The organism is Ensifer sp. SSB1, assembly GCF_016652895.1.
Lineage (GTDB): Bacteria > Pseudomonadota > Alphaproteobacteria > Rhizobiales > Rhizobiaceae > Ensifer.
The window spans coordinates 3,343-20,926 of the sequence record NZ_JAEPRP010000063.1; the positions used below are offsets into that span (position 1 = coordinate 3,343).

18 protein-coding genes are annotated in these 17,584 nt (G+C 62.8%); 13 read left to right on the top strand and 5 right to left on the bottom strand.

From position 1 onward, the window contains the following. The 4 genes from I8N66_RS16995 to I8N66_RS17010 all read left to right on the top strand — a co-directional run. The coding region (locus I8N66_RS16995) for a nuclear transport factor 2 family protein (protein WP_291155590.1) at positions 1 to 390 on the top strand (390 nt) is incomplete at its 5' end. 10 nt (positions 391 to 400) lie between these two features. Next, complete coding sequence (locus I8N66_RS17000) at positions 401 to 613, top strand: 4-oxalocrotonate tautomerase family protein (protein ID WP_291155593.1); 213 nt, start codon at positions 401 to 403, stop codon at positions 611 to 613. Between the two features lie 150 nt (positions 614 to 763). Then, a complete protein-coding gene (locus tag I8N66_RS17005; RefSeq protein WP_291155596.1) occupies positions 764 to 2,872 on the top strand; it encodes a S9 family peptidase in 2,109 nt (702 codons plus the stop codon). A gap of 127 nt (positions 2,873 to 2,999) precedes the next feature. Continuing rightward, a complete protein-coding gene (locus I8N66_RS17010; RefSeq protein ID WP_291155599.1) occupies positions 3,000 to 3,518 on the top strand; it encodes a DUF1697 domain-containing protein in 519 nt (172 codons plus the stop codon). Positions 3,519 to 3,631: 113 nt separating this feature from the next. Here the strand turns inward: I8N66_RS17010 and I8N66_RS17015 are convergent, their stop codons facing one another. Further along, positions 3,632 to 4,246, bottom strand: coding sequence for a TetR/AcrR family transcriptional regulator (locus I8N66_RS17015; RefSeq protein WP_291155602.1), 615 nt, complete (start codon positions 4,244 to 4,246; stop codon positions 3,632 to 3,634). A gap of 239 nt (positions 4,247 to 4,485) precedes the next feature. On the opposite strand from I8N66_RS17015, the gene I8N66_RS17020 reads away from it, so the two are divergent. The 8 genes from I8N66_RS17020 to I8N66_RS17055 all read left to right on the top strand — a co-directional run bounded on the left by I8N66_RS17020 (position 4,486) and on the right by I8N66_RS17055 (position 13,447). Next, positions 4,486 to 5,442, top strand: a complete 957-nt coding sequence (locus tag I8N66_RS17020) for a homocysteine S-methyltransferase family protein (protein WP_291155605.1) — start codon at positions 4,486 to 4,488, stop codon at positions 5,440 to 5,442. Positions 5,443 to 5,614: 172 nt separating this feature from the next. After that, a complete protein-coding gene (locus tag I8N66_RS17025) occupies positions 5,615 to 7,120 on the top strand; it encodes a protein adenylyltransferase SelO (RefSeq protein ID WP_291155680.1) in 1,506 nt (501 codons plus the stop codon). Between the two features lie 432 nt (positions 7,121 to 7,552). Then, positions 7,553 to 9,889 (top strand): glucose/quinate/shikimate family membrane-bound PQQ-dependent dehydrogenase, encoded by a 2,337-nt coding sequence (locus I8N66_RS17030; RefSeq protein WP_291155683.1) that lies wholly within the window; start codon positions 7,553 to 7,555, stop codon positions 9,887 to 9,889. A gap of 104 nt (positions 9,890 to 9,993) precedes the next feature. After that, complete coding sequence (locus I8N66_RS17035; RefSeq protein WP_291155608.1) at positions 9,994 to 10,461, top strand: hypothetical protein; 468 nt, start codon at positions 9,994 to 9,996, stop codon at positions 10,459 to 10,461. 240 nt (positions 10,462 to 10,701) lie between these two features. Next, positions 10,702 to 11,577, top strand: coding sequence for an alpha/beta hydrolase (locus I8N66_RS17040; protein ID WP_291155611.1), 876 nt, complete (start codon positions 10,702 to 10,704; stop codon positions 11,575 to 11,577). A gap of 130 nt (positions 11,578 to 11,707) precedes the next feature. Further along, positions 11,708 to 12,121, top strand: coding sequence for a helix-turn-helix domain-containing protein (locus I8N66_RS17045; protein WP_113537884.1), 414 nt, complete (start codon positions 11,708 to 11,710; stop codon positions 12,119 to 12,121). Positions 12,122 to 12,345: 224 nt separating this feature from the next. Next, positions 12,346 to 12,849: a GNAT family N-acetyltransferase gene (locus tag I8N66_RS17050; RefSeq protein WP_113537885.1), complete on the top strand. Its 504-nt coding sequence runs from the start codon at positions 12,346 to 12,348 to the stop codon at positions 12,847 to 12,849. Positions 12,850 to 12,859: 10 nt separating this feature from the next. Then, positions 12,860 to 13,447 (top strand): DJ-1/PfpI family protein, encoded by a 588-nt coding sequence (locus I8N66_RS17055; RefSeq protein WP_291155616.1) that lies wholly within the window; start codon positions 12,860 to 12,862, stop codon positions 13,445 to 13,447. Between the two features lie 95 nt (positions 13,448 to 13,542). Here I8N66_RS17055 and I8N66_RS17060 read toward each other — a convergent pair whose 3' ends face one another. From I8N66_RS17060 to I8N66_RS17075, 4 genes are all read right to left on the bottom strand, one after another. Beyond that, positions 13,543 to 14,217, bottom strand: a complete 675-nt coding sequence (locus tag I8N66_RS17060; RefSeq protein WP_113537887.1) for a nitroreductase family protein — start codon at positions 14,215 to 14,217, stop codon at positions 13,543 to 13,545. 159 nt (positions 14,218 to 14,376) lie between these two features. Next, a complete protein-coding gene (locus I8N66_RS17065) occupies positions 14,377 to 15,291 on the bottom strand; it encodes a cytochrome c (protein ID WP_291155621.1) in 915 nt (304 codons plus the stop codon). A 110-nt stretch (positions 15,292 to 15,401) separates the two neighbouring features. Then, on the bottom strand, positions 15,402 to 15,848 hold the full coding sequence (locus tag I8N66_RS17070) for a cytochrome c (protein WP_223726731.1): 447 nt from the start codon (positions 15,846 to 15,848) through the stop codon (positions 15,402 to 15,404). 236 nt (positions 15,849 to 16,084) lie between these two features. Further along, positions 16,085 to 16,717 carry a LysE family translocator gene (locus I8N66_RS17075; protein ID WP_291155627.1) on the bottom strand — a complete coding sequence of 211 codons (633 nt, stop codon included), beginning with the start codon at positions 16,715 to 16,717 and terminating at the stop codon, positions 16,085 to 16,087. A 131-nt stretch (positions 16,718 to 16,848) separates the two neighbouring features. Here I8N66_RS17075 and I8N66_RS17080 point away from each other — a divergent pair, with 131 nt between their 5' ends. Next, a complete protein-coding gene (locus tag I8N66_RS17080; RefSeq protein WP_113537891.1) occupies positions 16,849 to 17,544 on the top strand; it encodes a YafY family protein in 696 nt (231 codons plus the stop codon). The last annotated feature ends 40 nt before the right edge of the window (positions 17,545 to 17,584 follow it).

A 17,584-nucleotide genomic window follows, 5' to 3' on the forward strand; every position in this document is an offset into this window, starting at 1 on the left:
AACACACCGAACGATCCGCAATTCACGGCCGTCGTCGAGCTGCTGCAGCGCTACTTCGACGGGCTCTACCGAGGTGACACCGGCATCCTCAAGCAGGTCTTCCACCCGAAGGCACTCTACGCCACGGCGACGGATGGCACCTTGCTCGAACTCGATATGGACAGGTACTTTCCGATCGTCGACAAGCGCCCTTCGCCCGAAAGCCGAGGCGAAGAACGCGCAGACCGGATCCTTTCCATCGAATTCGCCGGACCGGTGACGGCAATCGCCAAGGTGCAGTGTGCCATCGGCGAGAAGGCCTTCACCGATCTCCTGTCGCTCGTCTTCGTCGACGGCCGCTGGCAGATCATCGCAAAGGTCTTCCACTACGACCTCAAGCCTTCCACATGAGGAGAACCGAATGCCCTCCGTGAACATCAAGATCACTCGCGAAGGAGCAACCGCCGAACAGAAGGCCGCCCTGATCAAGGGTGTGACCGACCTGCTTGCCACGGTGCTCGACAAGGATCCGGCCAGCACCTTCGTGGTGATCGACGAAGTGGCGCTGGAAGACTGGGGCGTTGGCGGACTGCCGGTCGAAGAATATCGACGCCAGGCCAGGGCCAAGTCGTAGGAAGGACAGGGCCCTCTCCCCACAAACAGGGAAGAGGCGACCTGGTCGCCGGATGACGAACGCGCGTCCGGCGACCGCCTTTGCGCTTGATCCCCATCGGCAGGCTCTCTATCTCATTGTCTCCCGCCGCATTGATCCCGGAGACGCATCTTGTCCGTATTCAGCAACCTCCCCCAAGCTCCCGTCGCCGCCAAAAAGCCGGTCAGCGACACGCGCCACGGCATTACCCGCACCGACGACTACGCCTGGCTGCGCGCGGACAATTGGCAGGCGATGTTCCGCGATCCCTCGATCCTCGACCCGGAAATCCGCAAGCATCTCGAAGCCGAAAACGCCTATATGAATGCGGCCATGGATGACACGAAGGCGCTGCAGAAGACGCTGTTTTCGGAAATGCGCGGCCGGATCAAGGAAGACGACAGCTCGATCCCGGTCAAGGACGGCCCCTTCGCCTATGGCCATGCCTATGTCACCGGCGGCGAACAGCCGCGCTACTTCCGCATTCCCCGTGACGGCGATCACAAGGACGAGACGATCCGCCAACTCCTGCTCGACGGCGACAAGGAAGCCGAGGGCAAGGCCTATTTCCGTCTTGCCGGCCTCGACCATTCGACCGACCACAGCCTCGGCATCTGGGGCTATGACGACAAGGGTTCGGAATATTTCACGCTGCGGGTTCGCGACCTTGCGACGGGCGAAGACCTCGCCGATGTGATTGAGAACACCGGCGGTGGCGGCGCCTGGGCGCCCGACGGCAAGAGTTTCTTCTATACCGTGCTCGACGACAACCATCGCCCGTCGAAGATCTTCCATCACGTTCTCGGCACGGCCCAGGCAGACGACCGGCTGGTCTACGAGGAAGAGGACCCCGGCTTCTTCATGTCGGTCGGCGGCTCGCTGCTCGACGACTTCATCTACATCGACATCCATGATCACGAGACCAGCGAGTATCGGCTGCTTTCGACCAGCGACCTGACGGCCGAGCCGAAGCTCGTTGCCGAACGCGTCGTCGGGCTCGAATATTCGATGACCGAAGGCGGTGACGTCTTCTACATCCTGACCAATGCTGACGGCGCCAAGGATTTCAAGATCGTGGAAGCGCCGGTCAATGCACCGGGCAAGGAGAACTGGCGTGAGATCGTGCCGCACAAGTCCGGTACGCTGATCCTCAGCCACATGGCCTATGCCCGCCATCTCGTCTGGCTGCAGCGGCGCGAAGGACTGCCGGAAATCGTCATTCGCGACCGGAAGACCGGTGAGGAACATGCGATCGCCTTTGCGGAAGAAGCCTATTCGCTCGGCCTTTCCGGTTCTGCCGAATACGACACCGATGTCATCCGCTTCTCCTATTCGTCGATGACGACGCCGTCGCAGCTTTTCGACTACGACATGGCAACGCGCGAGCGCACGCTGCTCAAGACCCAGGAAGTGCCCTCCGGCCACAACCCGGACGACTACGTGACCCGTCGCGTCTTCGCGCCATCCTGGGACGGCACCGAAGTGCCGGTGACGCTGCTCTATCGCAAGGACACGCCGCTTGATGGTTCTGCGCCCTGCCTGCTCTACGGCTATGGTGCCTATGGCATCACCATTCCGGCCGGCTTCAACACCAATTGCCTGTCGCTCGCCGACCGTGGCTTCGTCTATGCGATTGCCCATATCCGCGGCGGCAAGGACCGTGGCTTTGCCTGGTACGAAGACGGCAAGATGGCCAGGAAGACCAACACCTTCAAGGATTTCATCGCCGCCGCTGACTATCTGAATCAACAGAAGTTCACGTCTTACGCAAAGATCGTCGCCGAGGGCGGCTCGGCCGGCGGCATGCTGATGGGCGCGATCGCCAACATGGCTCCGGAGAAATTCACGGGCATCATCGCGGCGGTGCCCTTCGTCGACGTGCTCAACACCATGCTCGACGACACGCTGCCGCTCACCCCGCCGGAGTGGCCGGAATGGGGCAACCCGATCGAAAGCCGCGAATTCTACGACATCATCGCCGGCTACTCGCCCTACGACAATGTCGGCGCCAAATCCTATCCGGCGATCCTGGCACTCGGCGGCCTCACCGATCCGCGTGTCACCTATTGGGAGCCGGCAAAATGGGTCGCGCGGCTGCGTGAGAAGACGACGGGCAGCGCGCCGATCCTGATGAAGACCAATATGGATGCCGGCCATGGTGGCGCCTCGGGACGCTTCCAGCGGCTCGAAGAGATCGCCTTCGAATACGCCTTCGCGATCAAGGTCGCCGGCAAGATGTAACCGAAGCTGGATGAGGGAAGTGTATGCGGCCTTCCGCACACGCCCCGCTTCCTAATGTGAAAATCGATCGCCTTGATGATTTTGGGTCCGGCTGACCCAAAATCATCGCGATCCCGGAGGTCCCGTCATGCCCGTCCATGTCGCCTTACTGCGTGCCGTCAATGTCGGCGGCACGGGATCGCTTCCGATGGCCGACCTCAAGGCGATCTGCGAGCGGCTCGGCTTTGCCGACGTCAAGACCTACATCCAGAGCGGCAACGTGCTGTTCCGCTCCGATCTGCCGGCGGCAGAAGCAGCCGCGATGCTGGACAGCGCCCTTCAGGAAAAGCTCGGCAAGGCGCCGGGCGTGATGATCAGGACGGGCGCGCAATTGCAGGCGATCGCCGATCAGGCCCCCTTCCCGAACGCCCGGCCCCATCTGCTGCTGGTCGTTTTCCTGCGTGAGCCGGCGCCCGCCGACGCGCTCGACAAGCTGGTCGCCCCTGACGGCGAAGAGGTGCAGATGGCCGGGAGCGAAATCTACATTCATTTCCCCAACGGTTCGGGCCGGTCGAAATTCAAGCTTCCGGCCGCAAAGACCGGCACCGCGCGCAACCTCAATACGGTGCGCAAGCTCGCCACCCTGGCGCTTGAGATGGAAGGCTGACGCTCCGCGAGGCGCTATTCCGGACGGAAAACCGCTTCACACTTTTCCTTGGAATTGGCTTTTTACGCCGCAATTCCGGACGGAAAACCGCTTCACACTTTTCCTGGAATTGCTCACGCCGCAGGCTGAAACAGCAGCCGGACGAAGGACCGAAGCACGAGCAACTGCTGCGGCAGGCTCTCGGGCTGCTTCAGCGCCTTCGACAGGATGATGCCGCCTTCGAGCACGGTCGAAACCATGTCGGCGAGCTGGTCGACGTCCAGCGGCTCGCGTGGCCGATAGACGCGCATGATCTCCTCGAACATCGCACCGAAGCGGCGGCGCCACATCAGCGCCGCCTGCCGGTTGATTTCCTGGATCTCGCGATCGAAGGCCCGCTCCTGGGTGCACATGACAGCGACCAGGCAACCCGGATGGCCGTTCGGCAAATCGGACAGAGTTTCGGACAGCAGTTTCAGGCCGAGCAGAAGAGCCTGCAGCGGATCATCGGCCAATTGATGAGCCCGCCCAAAGATTTCGTCGTAGATGCGCTCGTCGTTCTCGATGTAGCGTTCGAGCAGCGCCCGGGCGAGTTCGTTCTTGTCCCGGAAATGGTAGAAGAAGCCGCTCTTGGTAATGCCGATCTCGGCGATCAGTTCGTCGATCGAGGTCGCGCCGAAACCCTTCGCCAGCACCGCGCCCTCAGCGGTGTCGAGGATTCTCGCTCGCGTTTCCTCACCCTTTCGCATTAGCCGCTGCCCTACCATTGGTGCGGTTTCCGACAGCGAAGGGGCCACCAGCCGGTGACGCCGTGACGGAACCAACGCAGTAAGTGACTGATTTCACTAAAATATGCGGGTATATTAGCAACAGTATACCTTAAGTCGTCTAGTTTAGAAGACGATAAAAAGGCAGTAATTTAGCTGGTTCTGCGGGATTGGAGGTGTCCCCGGGCCTCATCAGCAAGACTGAACCGGTGGAGACCGATATGGCCAAATACCGACGGAGCCTGCCGCTCTTGAAGGGTGGACTCTTCCTAAGCGACGGCGGCATGGAGACGACGCTGATCTTCCACGAGGGCGTCACGCTTCCGCATTTCGCAGCCTTCGTAATGCTTTCCACGGCCGACGGACGGCGTCGGCTGCTGAGCTACTATGCACGCTACCTCGCGATCGCTCAGCAACACGGCACCGGCTTCGTGCTCGACACGCCCACATGGCGTGCGAGTTCGGATTGGGGCGTAAAGCTCGGCTACAACGACGAGGCATTGACCGTCACGAACCAGAACGCGATCTACATGCTCACGGAACTGCGCGGCGAGTATGAGCGGCCGCAGGCGCCGATCGTGCTCAGCGGAGCGATCGGACCGCGTGGCGACGGCTATCGCCTGGGCCGGATGGTGCCCGACGAGGCCGAGGACTATCATTCGCCGCAGGTTTCAGCCTTCGCTGCCAGCGATGCGGACATGGTGAGCGCCTATACGCTGACCAGCGTTGACGAAGCGATCGGCATTGCCCGGGCGGCTCAGAGCCATGGCATGCCCTGCGCCATCTCCTTCACGGTGGAGACAGATGGCCGGCTGCCGGATGGCCGCAGCCTCCAGTCCGCGATCGAGACCGTCGATGCGGAGACCGGCGGCTACCCGCATTACTACATGATCAATTGCGCCCATCCCGCTCATTTTGAGACGAGCCTGGACGGCCGCAGCCCATGGACCGATCGCATTGCCGGTATCCGGGCCAACGCCTCGACGATGAGCCACGCCGAACTCGACAATAGCGAAACGCTCGATGCCGGCGACCCCGCCGACCTCGGTCGGCGGTATAGAACACTGACGACGCATTTGCCACGATTGCGCATCCTCGGTGGCTGCTGCGGCACCGATCATCGCCACATCGCGGCAATCTGCGAGGCCTGCCTTCCACCGACGGCGCTGAGCGCCTGAGGTACGGGGCCTCGCCCTCCCGGCCCTCTCGCGAGTGATCGCGGGAGGGCGCCGCTTTTTTCGTGTTGACGTTTTTTGGTCGATGCGACCCAAAATCATCGCGATCTCGTGTAGACTTGGGCGGAAAGGACGGCCCCGGGTTCTCCCGGCAGACGCCGTTGACCGCTTGATGATGAACTACGCTCCCCCCTCACCGACCGGAAACGCCGAAGCCTTCGCCTTCGACAACAGCTATGCGCGCCTGCCGCAGCAGTTCTTCGCGCGCGTCGAGCCCACCCCCGTCGCCGAACCCTGGCTGATCAAGCTCAACAAGCCGCTCGCCGAGGAGCTCGGGCTCGATGTGGCCGCACTCGAGCGCGACGGTGCGCAGATCTTCTCGGGCAATCGCGTGCCTGATGGCGCCGAACCGCTCGCCATGGCCTATGCCGGCCACCAGTTCGGAACCTTCGTGCCGCAACTTGGCGACGGCCGGGCGATCCTCATCGGCGAAGTGATCGATCGCAACGGAAAGCGGCGCGACATCCAGCTGAAGGGGCCGGGACAGACACCGTTTTCGCGCCGCGGCGACGGGCGTGCGGCGCTCGGTCCGGTGCTGCGCGAGTACATCGTCAGCGAGGCGATGTTTGCGCTCGGCATCCCCACGACGCGGGCGCTTGCCGCCGTCGTCACCGGCCAGCCGGTCTATCGCGAACAGATCCTGCCCGGCGCCATCGTCACGCGCGTCGCCGCCAGCCACATGCGCGTCGGCACCTTCCAGTTCTTCGCCGCGCGCGGCGACATGGCCTCGGTGAAGATTCTCGCCGACTACGCGATCGACCGGCACTATCCCGAGATCAAGGACGAGGAGCGGCCCTATCTCGCCTTCTTCAAGGCGGTGAGCGCGCGTCAGGCGGAACTGATCGCCCGCTGGCTGCATGTCGGCTTCATTCATGGCGTGATGAACACCGACAACATGACGATATCCGGCGAGACGATCGACTTCGGCCCCTGCGCCTTCATGGATGCCTACGATCCCAAGAAGGTGTTCTCGTCGATCGACCAGATCGGCCGCTATGCCTATGCGAGCCAACCCGCCATTGGCCAATGGAACCTCGCCCGCCTGGCCGAGACCCTGGTGCCGCTCTTCGATGACAACGCGGATACGGCGGTTGAACTGGCCAATGATGCGCTCGGCGAATACGGCGCAATCTTCCAGCGCCATTGGCTGGATGGCATGCGGGCCAAGATCGGGCTGGCCACGAGCGAAGAAGGCGATCTCGACCTCGTGCAATCGCTGCTAACCGACATGCACAAGGGCGAAGCCGACTTTACCCTGACCTTCCGCCGGCTCTGCGAGAGCGCACGCGATCCCGCGGCCGACGCACTGTTGGGCTCGTCGTTCGCCTCCGCCGAGGCGATAGAGCCATGGCTTCAGGACTGGCGCCAACGGCTTGGCCGCGAAACGACGACACCTGAAGAGCGCTCGGCGGCGATGAAGACCGTGAACCCCGCCTACATCCCCCGCAATCACCGGATCGAACAGGCGATCGCGGCAGCCACCGAGGACGCCGACTTTTCGCTGTTCGAGGCGCTGGTCGACGTGACCGCGAAGCCTTACGAGGATCAGCCGCGTTTTGCCGCCTACCAGGAGCCGCCGAAACCCGAAGAGGAAGTGCAGCGAACCTTCTGCGGCACGTGACGGCCGCCGCATTCACGCTTGCTGAGGCGGCGTCGCCCTGTGGCGATCCCGCGCAGTTCCTCCAATCCTGATTCACCGAAACGCTCTATCCTCTTGTTTTTGCGCGTAGCGAAGGCAGCGCCCCTTTTCGCTGCCAGCAGGTGCCGGCGAAGTGCGTGTCAGCTTTGCCGTCCGACCTATCAGCACCTTGAGCACAACCCCATCGCATACCCCTAAAATTCCGCATTGCGGAATTGTGGCTATTGAAAGGCAGGTGCCGCGCGTTAGGTGCTAGCGGTAAGGGCGCGCCAAACGCGCCGTTGCCGACCTGGTTGCCGCGACGTCGATTGCGACCGCCGACTCCGAAACCGACCTGTCTCACGCGGCCCCGAATGGGGACCAGCGTCATGGAAAAACGGTGTCGCGGCACTGTGCTTCAATGCGGGAGTTTGCATCATGCTCATCCTGACGGCCATCGTCTTCGCTCTCATCGGCCTCGTGCTCGGCGGTGGCGGGGTCAAGCTGCTGATGCTTGGCGGCAGCCCCTTTTATCTCGTCATCGGCATCGGCTTCCTGCTGACGGCCGTACTCCTGTTCAAGCGAAAATCGGCGGCGATCTGGCTCTATGCGTTCATGATCCTCGGCTCGCTCGGCTGGGCGATCTCGGAGGTCGGATTCGACTGGTGGCAACTCGGCCCGCGCGGAGGCGTCATCGTGCTCCTGGGGCTCTGGCTGCTGCTGCCTTCCGTCCGTCGGCCGCTCGGCTTCGAGAGCCCAACGGGCGAACGTTATGCGGTGAGCGCCTGGCCGCTGGCGATCACCGTACTCATCGCGATCGGCGTGGCCGGATATGCGCTGACGCTGGATCCGCACGATATCCGCGGAGATCTGCCAAGCGATGTCGTTGCCGCCGACCCTCCGCTCGGTGGCTCGGTGCCTCCGGGTGAGTGGCACCAATACGGACGAAGCTCCTTCGGCCAGCGTTATTCGCCGCTCGACCAGATCACGCCTGACAATGTCGCCAATCTGAAGGTCGCCTGGCAGTACCAGACCGGCGACGTCAAACGACCGGAGGATGTCGGCGAGACGACTTATCAGGTCACGCCGCTCAAGGTGAAAGATACGCTCTACGCCTGCACGCCGCACAATTGGGCGATCGCACTCGACGCGGCGACCGGCGAGGAAAAATGGAAGTATGATTCCAACTCGGGCATGAACCCCGACCGCCAGCACCAGACTTGCCGCGGCGTCACCTATTGGGCCGATCCGGCCGCAGCGCCCGGCAGCCCCTGCGCCGAGCGGGTTTACCTGCCAACCTCCGATGCGCGCCTGATCGCCCTCGACGCGACAAACGGTTCCGTCTGCACCAGCTTTGCCGATAATGGCGTGCTGAAGCTCGAAGCGGGCATGAAGTACAACCCCGCCGGCTACTATTATTCGACGTCCCCGCCGGTGGCGGTCGCCGGCAAGCTCATCATCGGCGGCGCCGTCAACGACAACTACTCGACCCAGGAACAGTCCGGCGTCATCCGTGCCTTCGACATCAACACCGGCGCGCTGATCTGGAACTGGGACAGCGGCAACCCGGATGTGACGATGCCTCTTCCCGAGGGCCAGACCTACACGACCAACTCGCCGAACAGCTGGTCGGTCTTCAGCTATGACGAAGCCCAGGGCCTCGTCTACATTCCGATGGGCAACCAGGTGCCGGACCAGCTCGGCATGGGCCGGAGCGAGCACGTCGAGAAATATTCCTCCTCGATCGTCGCACTCGACATCGCCTCGGGCGCGGTGCGCTGGGTGCGCCAGACCGTGCATCACGACCTCTGGGACATGGACGTGCCGGCGCAGCCGGCCCTGCTCGACATCACCAAGGAAGACGGCACCGTCGTCCCGGCGCTGGTCGGGCCGACAAAACAGGGCGACATCTACGTGCTCGACCGCAGAAGCGGCGAGCCGATCATCCCGGTCGAGGAAGTCCAGGCGCCGGGCGGGGCGATCCGCGAGGATTTCACTGCGCCGACGCAACCGGTCTCCGGCCTCAACTTCATGCCCGCACCGCTGCGGGAGAAGGATATGTGGGGCGTCACGCTCTTCGACCAGCTTGCGTGCCGCATCGAGTTCCGGTCGCTGAAATACGAGGGGCGCTACACGCCGCCGTCGCTCGAAGGCACTCTGGTCTATCCTGGCAACTTCGGCACCTTCAATTGGGGCTCCGTCGCGGTCGATCCGGTACGGCAGGTGATGTTCGGCATGCCGACCTATCTCGCCTTCACCTCGCGCCTCGTGCCCCGCGACCAGGTCCCGCCGAAGGGCCAGGACGAAAAAGGTTCGGAACAGGGCCTCAATCGCAACGATGGAGCGCCCTATGGCGTCTTCATGGGTCCCTTCCTCGGACCGCTCGGCATTCCCTGCCAGGCGCCGCCATGGGGCTATGTCGCCGGCGCGGATCTTCGAACCGGCAAGATCGCCTACAAACACAAGAACGGCACCGTCGAGGACATGACGCCATTGCCGCTGCCGTTCAAGGTGGGCGTACCCGGCATCGGCGGGCCCATGATCACCAAGGGCGGCGTTGCCTTCCTGGGCGCTGCGGTCGACGACTATCTGCGCGCCTATGACCTGACGACTGGCCGCCAGCTCTGGGAAGCGCGCCTGCCCGCCGGTGGGCAGTCGACGCCGATGAGCTACGCGGTCGGCGACAAGCAATATGTGCTGATCGTCGCCGGCGGCCACGGCTCGGTCGGCACGAAGCCCGGCGATTACATCATCGCCTACACCCTGCCGTGAAGCGCGAGAGGCATCCCTAAATCTCGCTAGAGGGTTGCAAAAGCAAGCTCCGCGCAAGCCCACGACAGCAGCTTCCCCCGGACGACAGATTCCGGGGGATTCCCATGAAGATCGACAACAGCATCTCGAACTACTACTTCTCCCAGCGGCGCCAGCAGATGGGAACGGTTTCGCCGATCGAGGAGACCGGGACAGACGCGCGCCCGCGCCAGGCCCCAACGATTGCGCCGCCCTCGACATCAAGCGCGCTCTCCAACGCCCTGTGGGCGACCGCGACCCGTGAGGATCCGGGCACTGCCTCGATCACGGACCAGGAAGGGGCGGCACCGTCAGGAAACTCGATCAGCGACGAGTTCCTGAAGCGGTCGAAGATGAGCCTGGCAGAACAGATCCGCGCTCAAATCCTGGAATCGCTTGGCCTCAGCGAAGAGGATCTCAAGGCGATGGATACCGAACAGCGGAAGGCCGTCGAGGACGAAATCCGTCGGGCGGTCGAACGTGCGATGGGTGTCGAGAAGCAACGTGACGCCGCCGCCACCGATATCGCCGACAGCGGCAACGCCACTGCCTGAGCGACCTTTGTGAAGCACTGACCGTCGGGATGGCTTGCCCGTTCCGACCCAAGGATGATACGCAACGATCCTTCAAAAGAGGACCAAGATCCGTGCGCCTGATCCGTTAGCGACGCTCATAGACAGAAAAATCACCGACACCACGGCCGCCTTTGCGCGGTTTTTGGCATGGCTTTTTCTGGCCGACTGAACGCCTGACGCTGACACAACCGTTCATCGGCCGCCGCTAGGATCATTTTCATGACGACCAAAGACGGATTCGTTTCCGAAACCGGCAGCTTTCGCGCCGGCCCATTCGACCTTGGCTTTACGATCGAGGGCAGCGGCAAGCCGCTGCTCATCATCGGCAGCGCCACCTATTATCCCCGCACCTTCTCCAAGGCGCTTCGAGAAAAGCTGCGCCTGGTCTTCGTCGACCATCGCGGTTTCGCACCGGCCTGGACCGGGTACACGGTTGGCGATATCGGCTTCGAGACGGTGCTTGCCGACATCGACAGGCTGCGCGCGCATCTCGGTCTCGAGCGTTTTGCGATCCTCGGCCATTCCGGCCATGGCTACATGGCACTCGAATATGCCAAGCGGCATCCGGAGCGCATCAGCCATCTCGCCATGATCGGTACCGGCCCCAGCCACTCTGCCCGCCATATCGCCATCGCCGACCGGATCTGGGAGGAGACCGTATCGCCTGAGCGCAAGACAGCCTTCGAGCGGGAGATGGCCGCGCTTGGCGCCGACATCGCAGCCCGGCCGGAGGAGCGCTTCAAATCGCTGCTGATCCGGCTTGGCGCCAAGAGCTGGCATCACCCGGACTTCGATGCCGCGCCGCTTTGGCTCGATGTCACGGTCAACAACGCTGTCTTCGACCATCTGTGGGGCGAGGTCTTTCGCGATATCGATATCCGCAAGGGGTTGAACACGCTGACGGCGCCGGTGCTGTTGGCCCTTGGCCGATCGGACTATCTCGTTGCTCCAGCCTCCACCTGGGACGAATACCGGGGGGAGTTTGCTGACCTGACGGTGCGAACCTTCGAGAAGAGCGGGCATACGCCGCAACTGGAAGAAAGCGATCTCTTCGACGAGGTGCTGCTCTCGTTCCTCGGGAAGGACCCCGACTAGGCCAGGCCCGAATTACCTGTCATCTCTTGCCGTCGGGAGGGGCCTGTCTGGGCCCTTCCCTCACCCCGCCATTGACACAAAGCAGCACGCAACTATCTATTGCTCCAGAAGCTATAGGTTTGAGGCGAACATGTATTCCATTGGCGATCTCTCCCGGCGCACCGGCGTCAAGATTCCGACGATCCGCTATTACGAGCAGATGGGGCTGATCGCGGCGCCCGAACGCTCCGAAGGCAACCAGCGGCGCTACGAGAAAAGCGAACTCGAGCGGCTGGCTTTCATCCGTCACGCGCGCGACCTCGGCCTGTCGATCGATTCAATCCGCGACCTGCTCGCCCTCAGCCAGCATCCGGAGCGTCCCTGCGGCGAGGCCGACCGGATCGCCAGCGAGCACCTGGCGACCGTTCGCGAAAAGATCGCCAGGCTGAGGAAGCTGGAGCAGGAACTGGAGCGCATCGTCGCCTGCGACGGCAATCACACGGTGGGCGACTGCTATGTGATCCGAGCGCTCGCCGATCACTCCATGTGCGAGAGCGAACACTGAGGCGGCGCAAAAAATGCGGGCCGCGATCGATGGTCAAAAAATCCCCGTTGACAAAATCGCGAAAACAAACAATCTAGCGCCATGATCAAGAACGCACCCATTTGCCGCGTGTATTTTTGGCTGTTCCGATAGGAGCGGCCTGCTGATCATATTCAACAAGGCCGCCATCAGGCGGCTTTTGTTTTTCCGGCTCCTGATGGCGAAGAAACCCGAGGAGCCCAGAAATGCTACAGACCGCCATCCCTACCCTTCACCCTGTCCCGTCGACGCGACCGCCGATGGTCACGATCCGTTGCGCCAAGCAGCGCGACCTGCCGGAACTGCGCGACATGATCGCGGAGCTTTCCGCCCATCACGGCGACGCCGCGCCGATCACACCGGAACAGCTTGAGCGCGACCTCTTCGGCCGCACGCCCTGGATCACCGCGCTCGTTGCCGAGGCCGGCAACCGACTGATCGGCTACGCAATCCTGGTGCCGATCTACCGGGCCGCCGAAGGGGCGCGTGGCATGGAACTGCATCACCTCTTCGTTCGCCCTGAAAGCCGCGGCACCGGCATTGGTCGCCATCTGGTTGCCAAGGCACGCGAGCAGGCGAAGATGGCCGGCTGCGACTTCCTTTCAGTCAGCGCCGCCACGGGCAACTTTCAGGCGCATCATTTCTACGAATCCGAGCGCTTCGTGCCTCGTCCGGTGACGGGCATGCGCTATATGCAGAAGCTTGGATGAGGATCGAACGATGCGTCTTGCGATCGTGCTCTGTGAAGGCTTCGCCGATTGGGAATGTGCGCTGTTGATGGCGGCGGCGCGCACCCATCTCGGTATGGATATCGACGTCGCCACCGCCGACGGCGCGCGGGTGACGTCGATGGGCGGGCTCGACGTCTCGGCGCATCTCTCCGTCGGCGCGCTCGATCCGGCGGGCTTCGACGGGCTGGTGATCTGCGGCGGATCGATCTGGGAGACGCGTGAGGCTCCCGATCTCTCAGCAACGATCCGTGCTTTCGATCGCGACAGGCGCGTGGTCGCAGCCATTTGCGGCGGCGTGAACGCGCTCGCCACAAGCGGACTTCTCAATAGCATCGACCATACCGGCAACAGCGCTGAAAGCCTTGCAGCGCTGCCCGGCTATCACGGCAGGCAGCGCTACCGTAGTCAGCCGCAGGCACTGCGCAGCGGCCATGTCGTCACCGCTGCCGGAACTGCGCCGATCAGTTTCGCCGGCGAGATCCTGCACGGTCTCGGCCTCGGCTCGGCGGAACTCGACGGCTTCCTCGCGCTCTACGGACACGAGCATCAGGTGAACGAACGCGCCAGTGTCGGCTAGGAAACGCGACCCGGGACGCGTTTCAGAATGGCGCCTGACAATCGCAATTTCAAGCGGACCCACGGGAGGCGGAAAGATGCACTCCCATCAATGGGTTAGAGCCAGTTCGAGATTTGATCGAGCGGTTTTTTTACTTTGCCGGCGACCGGGACGGTCGCATCCGGCGCGGGATAGCCGACAACCAGGATCAGGAACGGCTTTTCGCTTTCGGGTCTGCCGCAGATCTCGTTGAGGAAATTCATCGGCGCCGGCGTATGGGTAAGCGTCGCAAGCCCGGCATGGTGCAGCGCCGTGATCAGGATGCCGGTGGCGATGCCGACGCTCTCGTTGATGTAGTAGTTCTTCTTCAGGTCGCCCGGTCTGGGGCCGCCGCGCTTTTGCGAGAAGATGACGATCAGATAGGGAGCGGTCTCCAGGAAGGGCTTGTCATCATCGGTACCGAGCGGGGCCAGTGCGTCGAGCCATTCCTGCGGTGCCTTATCCCGATAGAAGATGCGCTCCTCCTCTTCCGCCGCGCTGCGGACCTTGGCCTTGATCGCGGCACTCTCGATGACCGTGAAGTGCCAGGGTTGATGATTGGCGCCGCTCGGTGCCGTGCCGGCCGACTTCAGACAGGTTTCGATGACCTCCCGCGGCACGGCGCGATCGCTGAAAAAGCGCGTGGTCCGGCGGCGGTTGATCTCTTCGTAGAAATCGGCGGCGCGCGTCGCCATCTCCTCGGGGGTGCGCTCGATCCACTGATCATAGGGCACGGTTTCGTGTGGGCGCATTCAGTCTTCTCCTCCTTGTCCTACTGCGTCACGCGTCCCTCTCGACGCACGAAGATCGCTGCAGCACTTTGAATTCCTGCATGCTTTCCCTCTCGATCGGCGACGATCAAGCGAAGCATTCAGGACGAGTTGAGCGCGCCTTCAAGCGAAGATCAAGGGTCAGAGCGCCGGGATTGCCTTGAGGTAGCTCGCGATCGCCTCCCGGTCGGCCGGCGTCAATTTCGCCATGTTCTTCTGCACCTCGACCATGGAGCCGCCGACGGAATCGAATTCCGGCGTGAAGCCGGTTTCCAGATAGGAGGCGATGTCCGATGCACTCCAGCCGCCGATGCTCTTGGACCCGGGCGTGATGTTGGGGATGCGGCCCTGGCCTTCCGGGTTTGGCGCTCCTGCAAGCCACTGCTCGGGCTCAAAGCCGCCAATTGCATTTCGCGGCGTGTGGCATTCGCCGCAATGGCCCGGTCCCTCGACGAGATACTGGCCGCGCGTGAGCTTCGGATCATTGCCGTCGACGCCGGCGCGCGGCTTGTCGGTGAGGAACAGCAGCTTCCAGCCACCGAGCGCTATCCGCATGTTGTAGGGGAAAGGCAGGTCGTGCGGCGGCGCCACGTCGGTGCTCTTTGGCAGGGTTTTCATGTAGCCCCAGAGGTCGTTGACGTCCTTCGCCGTCATTCGCGTGTAGGAGCCGTAGGGGAATGAGGGGTAGAGATGCTCGCCGTTGCGCCCTACCCCGCGGGTCATGGCGTTGCCGAACTCGGCAAGCGTCCACGCGCCGATGCCGGCGGTCTCGTCCGGTGAGATGTTCGGCGCATGGAAGGTTCCGAACGGGCTTTTCAGCGGCACACCGCCGGCAAGGACCAGGCGCGCATCGCCTTCGGCGCCCTGCTTGGCATGACAGCTCGCGCAGCCGCCCGCCCAGAAGACCTGTTCGCCATTGGCGAGATCCGGTTCACCGAGCCCTTCCCAGTGGGAGGCACTCCATGGCGCCGGCTTCGTCAGCCACCAGAAGGCTGCTCCACCGACGACGCCCAGCACCACAAGACCCGATATCAGCTTTCTCGTGCGACGACCCATTGTCACCCCTCGCGCCCTGCCGCAAACCGACGGGCCCTAAATACAGATAGAGGCACGCGGCTCAAAGTCGCGTGCCTCCCAAATTCAACATGATGCGAAATCGACGCCCGTCAATTCTTCTTCAGGCGATAGCTCTCATGACAGCTGCCGCAGTCCTTACCGATTCCACCGAGGGCAGCGCCAACGGCCGCCTGATCAGCGGGAAGCTGGGCGAGAACGGTTTCGGCATCGGTGCCGAGCTTGACGGCCTTGGCCTTGAAGTCATCCAGATTTTCCCAGATCTTCGGGCTCGCCTCGGTCTCGTGGCCCGTCTCCGAGCCGACCGGGAAATGGTCGGGGAAGGTCTTCATCGTTTCGCTGATCGTCGTCAGCGACGTTTTCACGACCTCGGCGTCGTAGGGCTTCTCGCCCTTGGCAATGCCGGCAAGCGCGCCGGTCGCTGCACCGACCTTCTTCATCGCCTGCTGGCGAACCACCTGTGGCTCGTCGGCTGCGGTCACGGCAGTAACACCCAGGCCCGCAAGTGCGGCAGCCAACATCAGTGCGCGTATTTTCATCAGGATCTCCCGGTCAATCAAATCTGTTTGGCGAATCTGCCTGGCTAGCCTTCATGTCCAATGCGCCGGCATGATGTCATCTTGATTATCCAGCGGAAGTAACATTTTTTTGATGTGCTTGTTACGACAACGGAATTTCGAATGGCCGCCTTGTATTTCCGGGATTTCGACCAGCCTGAAGTATAAACATGAATTTTATAATCATGTTTATACTTCATCTCCGACCCTCACTCCGATCAATTCGCCCAGCCCTGCCAGATGGTCAAGGCCGCGACCAGAACGAGCACGACGCCGGCGGCGCGGCCGATCCAAACCGTTGCGCCGGGGCTGCCGACCAGAAAATCACGACCGCGGCCGGCAGCAAGCGCCAGCCCACCATAGATTGCGAGCTGCGTCGTCGCGATCATCGCGGCCATGACAAGGGCCTGCGACCAGATCGGACCGAACTGCGGCTTGAGGAACTGCGGGTAGACCGCCAGCATGAAGAGGTAGGCCTTCGGGTTCATCAGGCTCGTCAGCGCGCCCTGGCGGAAACTCGCCCAGCGGGAGAGCCGGTCTGAACCTTCTATCCCACCGATGGTGATCGAGCTCCTGATGAGCGAAAAGCCGATCCAGGCGATATAGCCCGCACCGGCGACGAGCAGCACGTTGAAGAGACCGGGCACCAGATGCAGGATGACGCTGACGCCGAGCGCCGCATAAAGCGTGTGCAGCACGCCGCCCGCCATGATGCCGGCCGTCGCCGACAGCCCGGAGGCGCGCCCACCGGTCAGCGAGTTCGCCAGAACGAAGACCATGTCCATGCCCGGCACGATGATGATGCCGAACAGCAAGGTGAAGAAGAGCCAGAGGTTTTCCGTGTAGGTCATGTCAGTTGTCCATCGCCCGATTTTTCAATTCTCAAGACGAATTGCTGTTTTTTCAATTCGTTGGCTGATGGTATAAATCCGGGCAACTGACAAGGTATTGTCAGGAGCGTTGACGGCGGGAGCGGTTTTCGATGCGCAAGGCGGCACGGCTTTTCGAGATCATCCAGATCCTCCGGCTCGCGCGGAAGCCCGTGACTGGCGCGGCGATGGCCGAGACGCTGGAGGTGACGGTGCGCTCGATCTACCGCGACATCGCCGCGCTCCAGGCGATGCGTGTGCCGATCGAAGGCGGCCGCGGCATCGGCTACATCCTCCGGCCAGGCTTCGACCTGCCGCCGCTGATGTTCTCGATCGAAGAAACGGAAGCGATCGCAGTGGCGCTGGCGCTGCTGTCGCGAACCGGTGACGAGGAGTTGAAGGCGGCCGCCGGCCGCGTCAACAAGAAGATCACGGCCGCGGTGCCCGAGCCGCTCAGGCGCGCCTTTCGCTCCCAGGCCCTGCATGCCTGGGGCACCATCGCTCCCTCGCCCGCCGGCATCGATCTCGCCTTGGTCCGCCGGGCGATCCGCGATGAGCAGAAGCTCGAGCTCAACTATCGCGACGAGCTTGGTCGCGCCACGGAACGGATGATCCGGCCGGTGGCGCTGATCTACTATTCGGAAACCGCCAATCTCGTTGCCTGGTGCGAGTTGCGGCAGGCGATCCGCAACTTCCGCGCCGATCGCGTGGAGCATTGCGAAGCCGCGGACGCCTATTTTCCAGGCGAAGGCAATCGCCTGAGGGAACTCTGGGTGAGCGGCTGGAAGACACCACCGACGGCGGCGTAAGAGATCGCGCATCCGCGTGCAGCCCAAACGAAAAGACCCG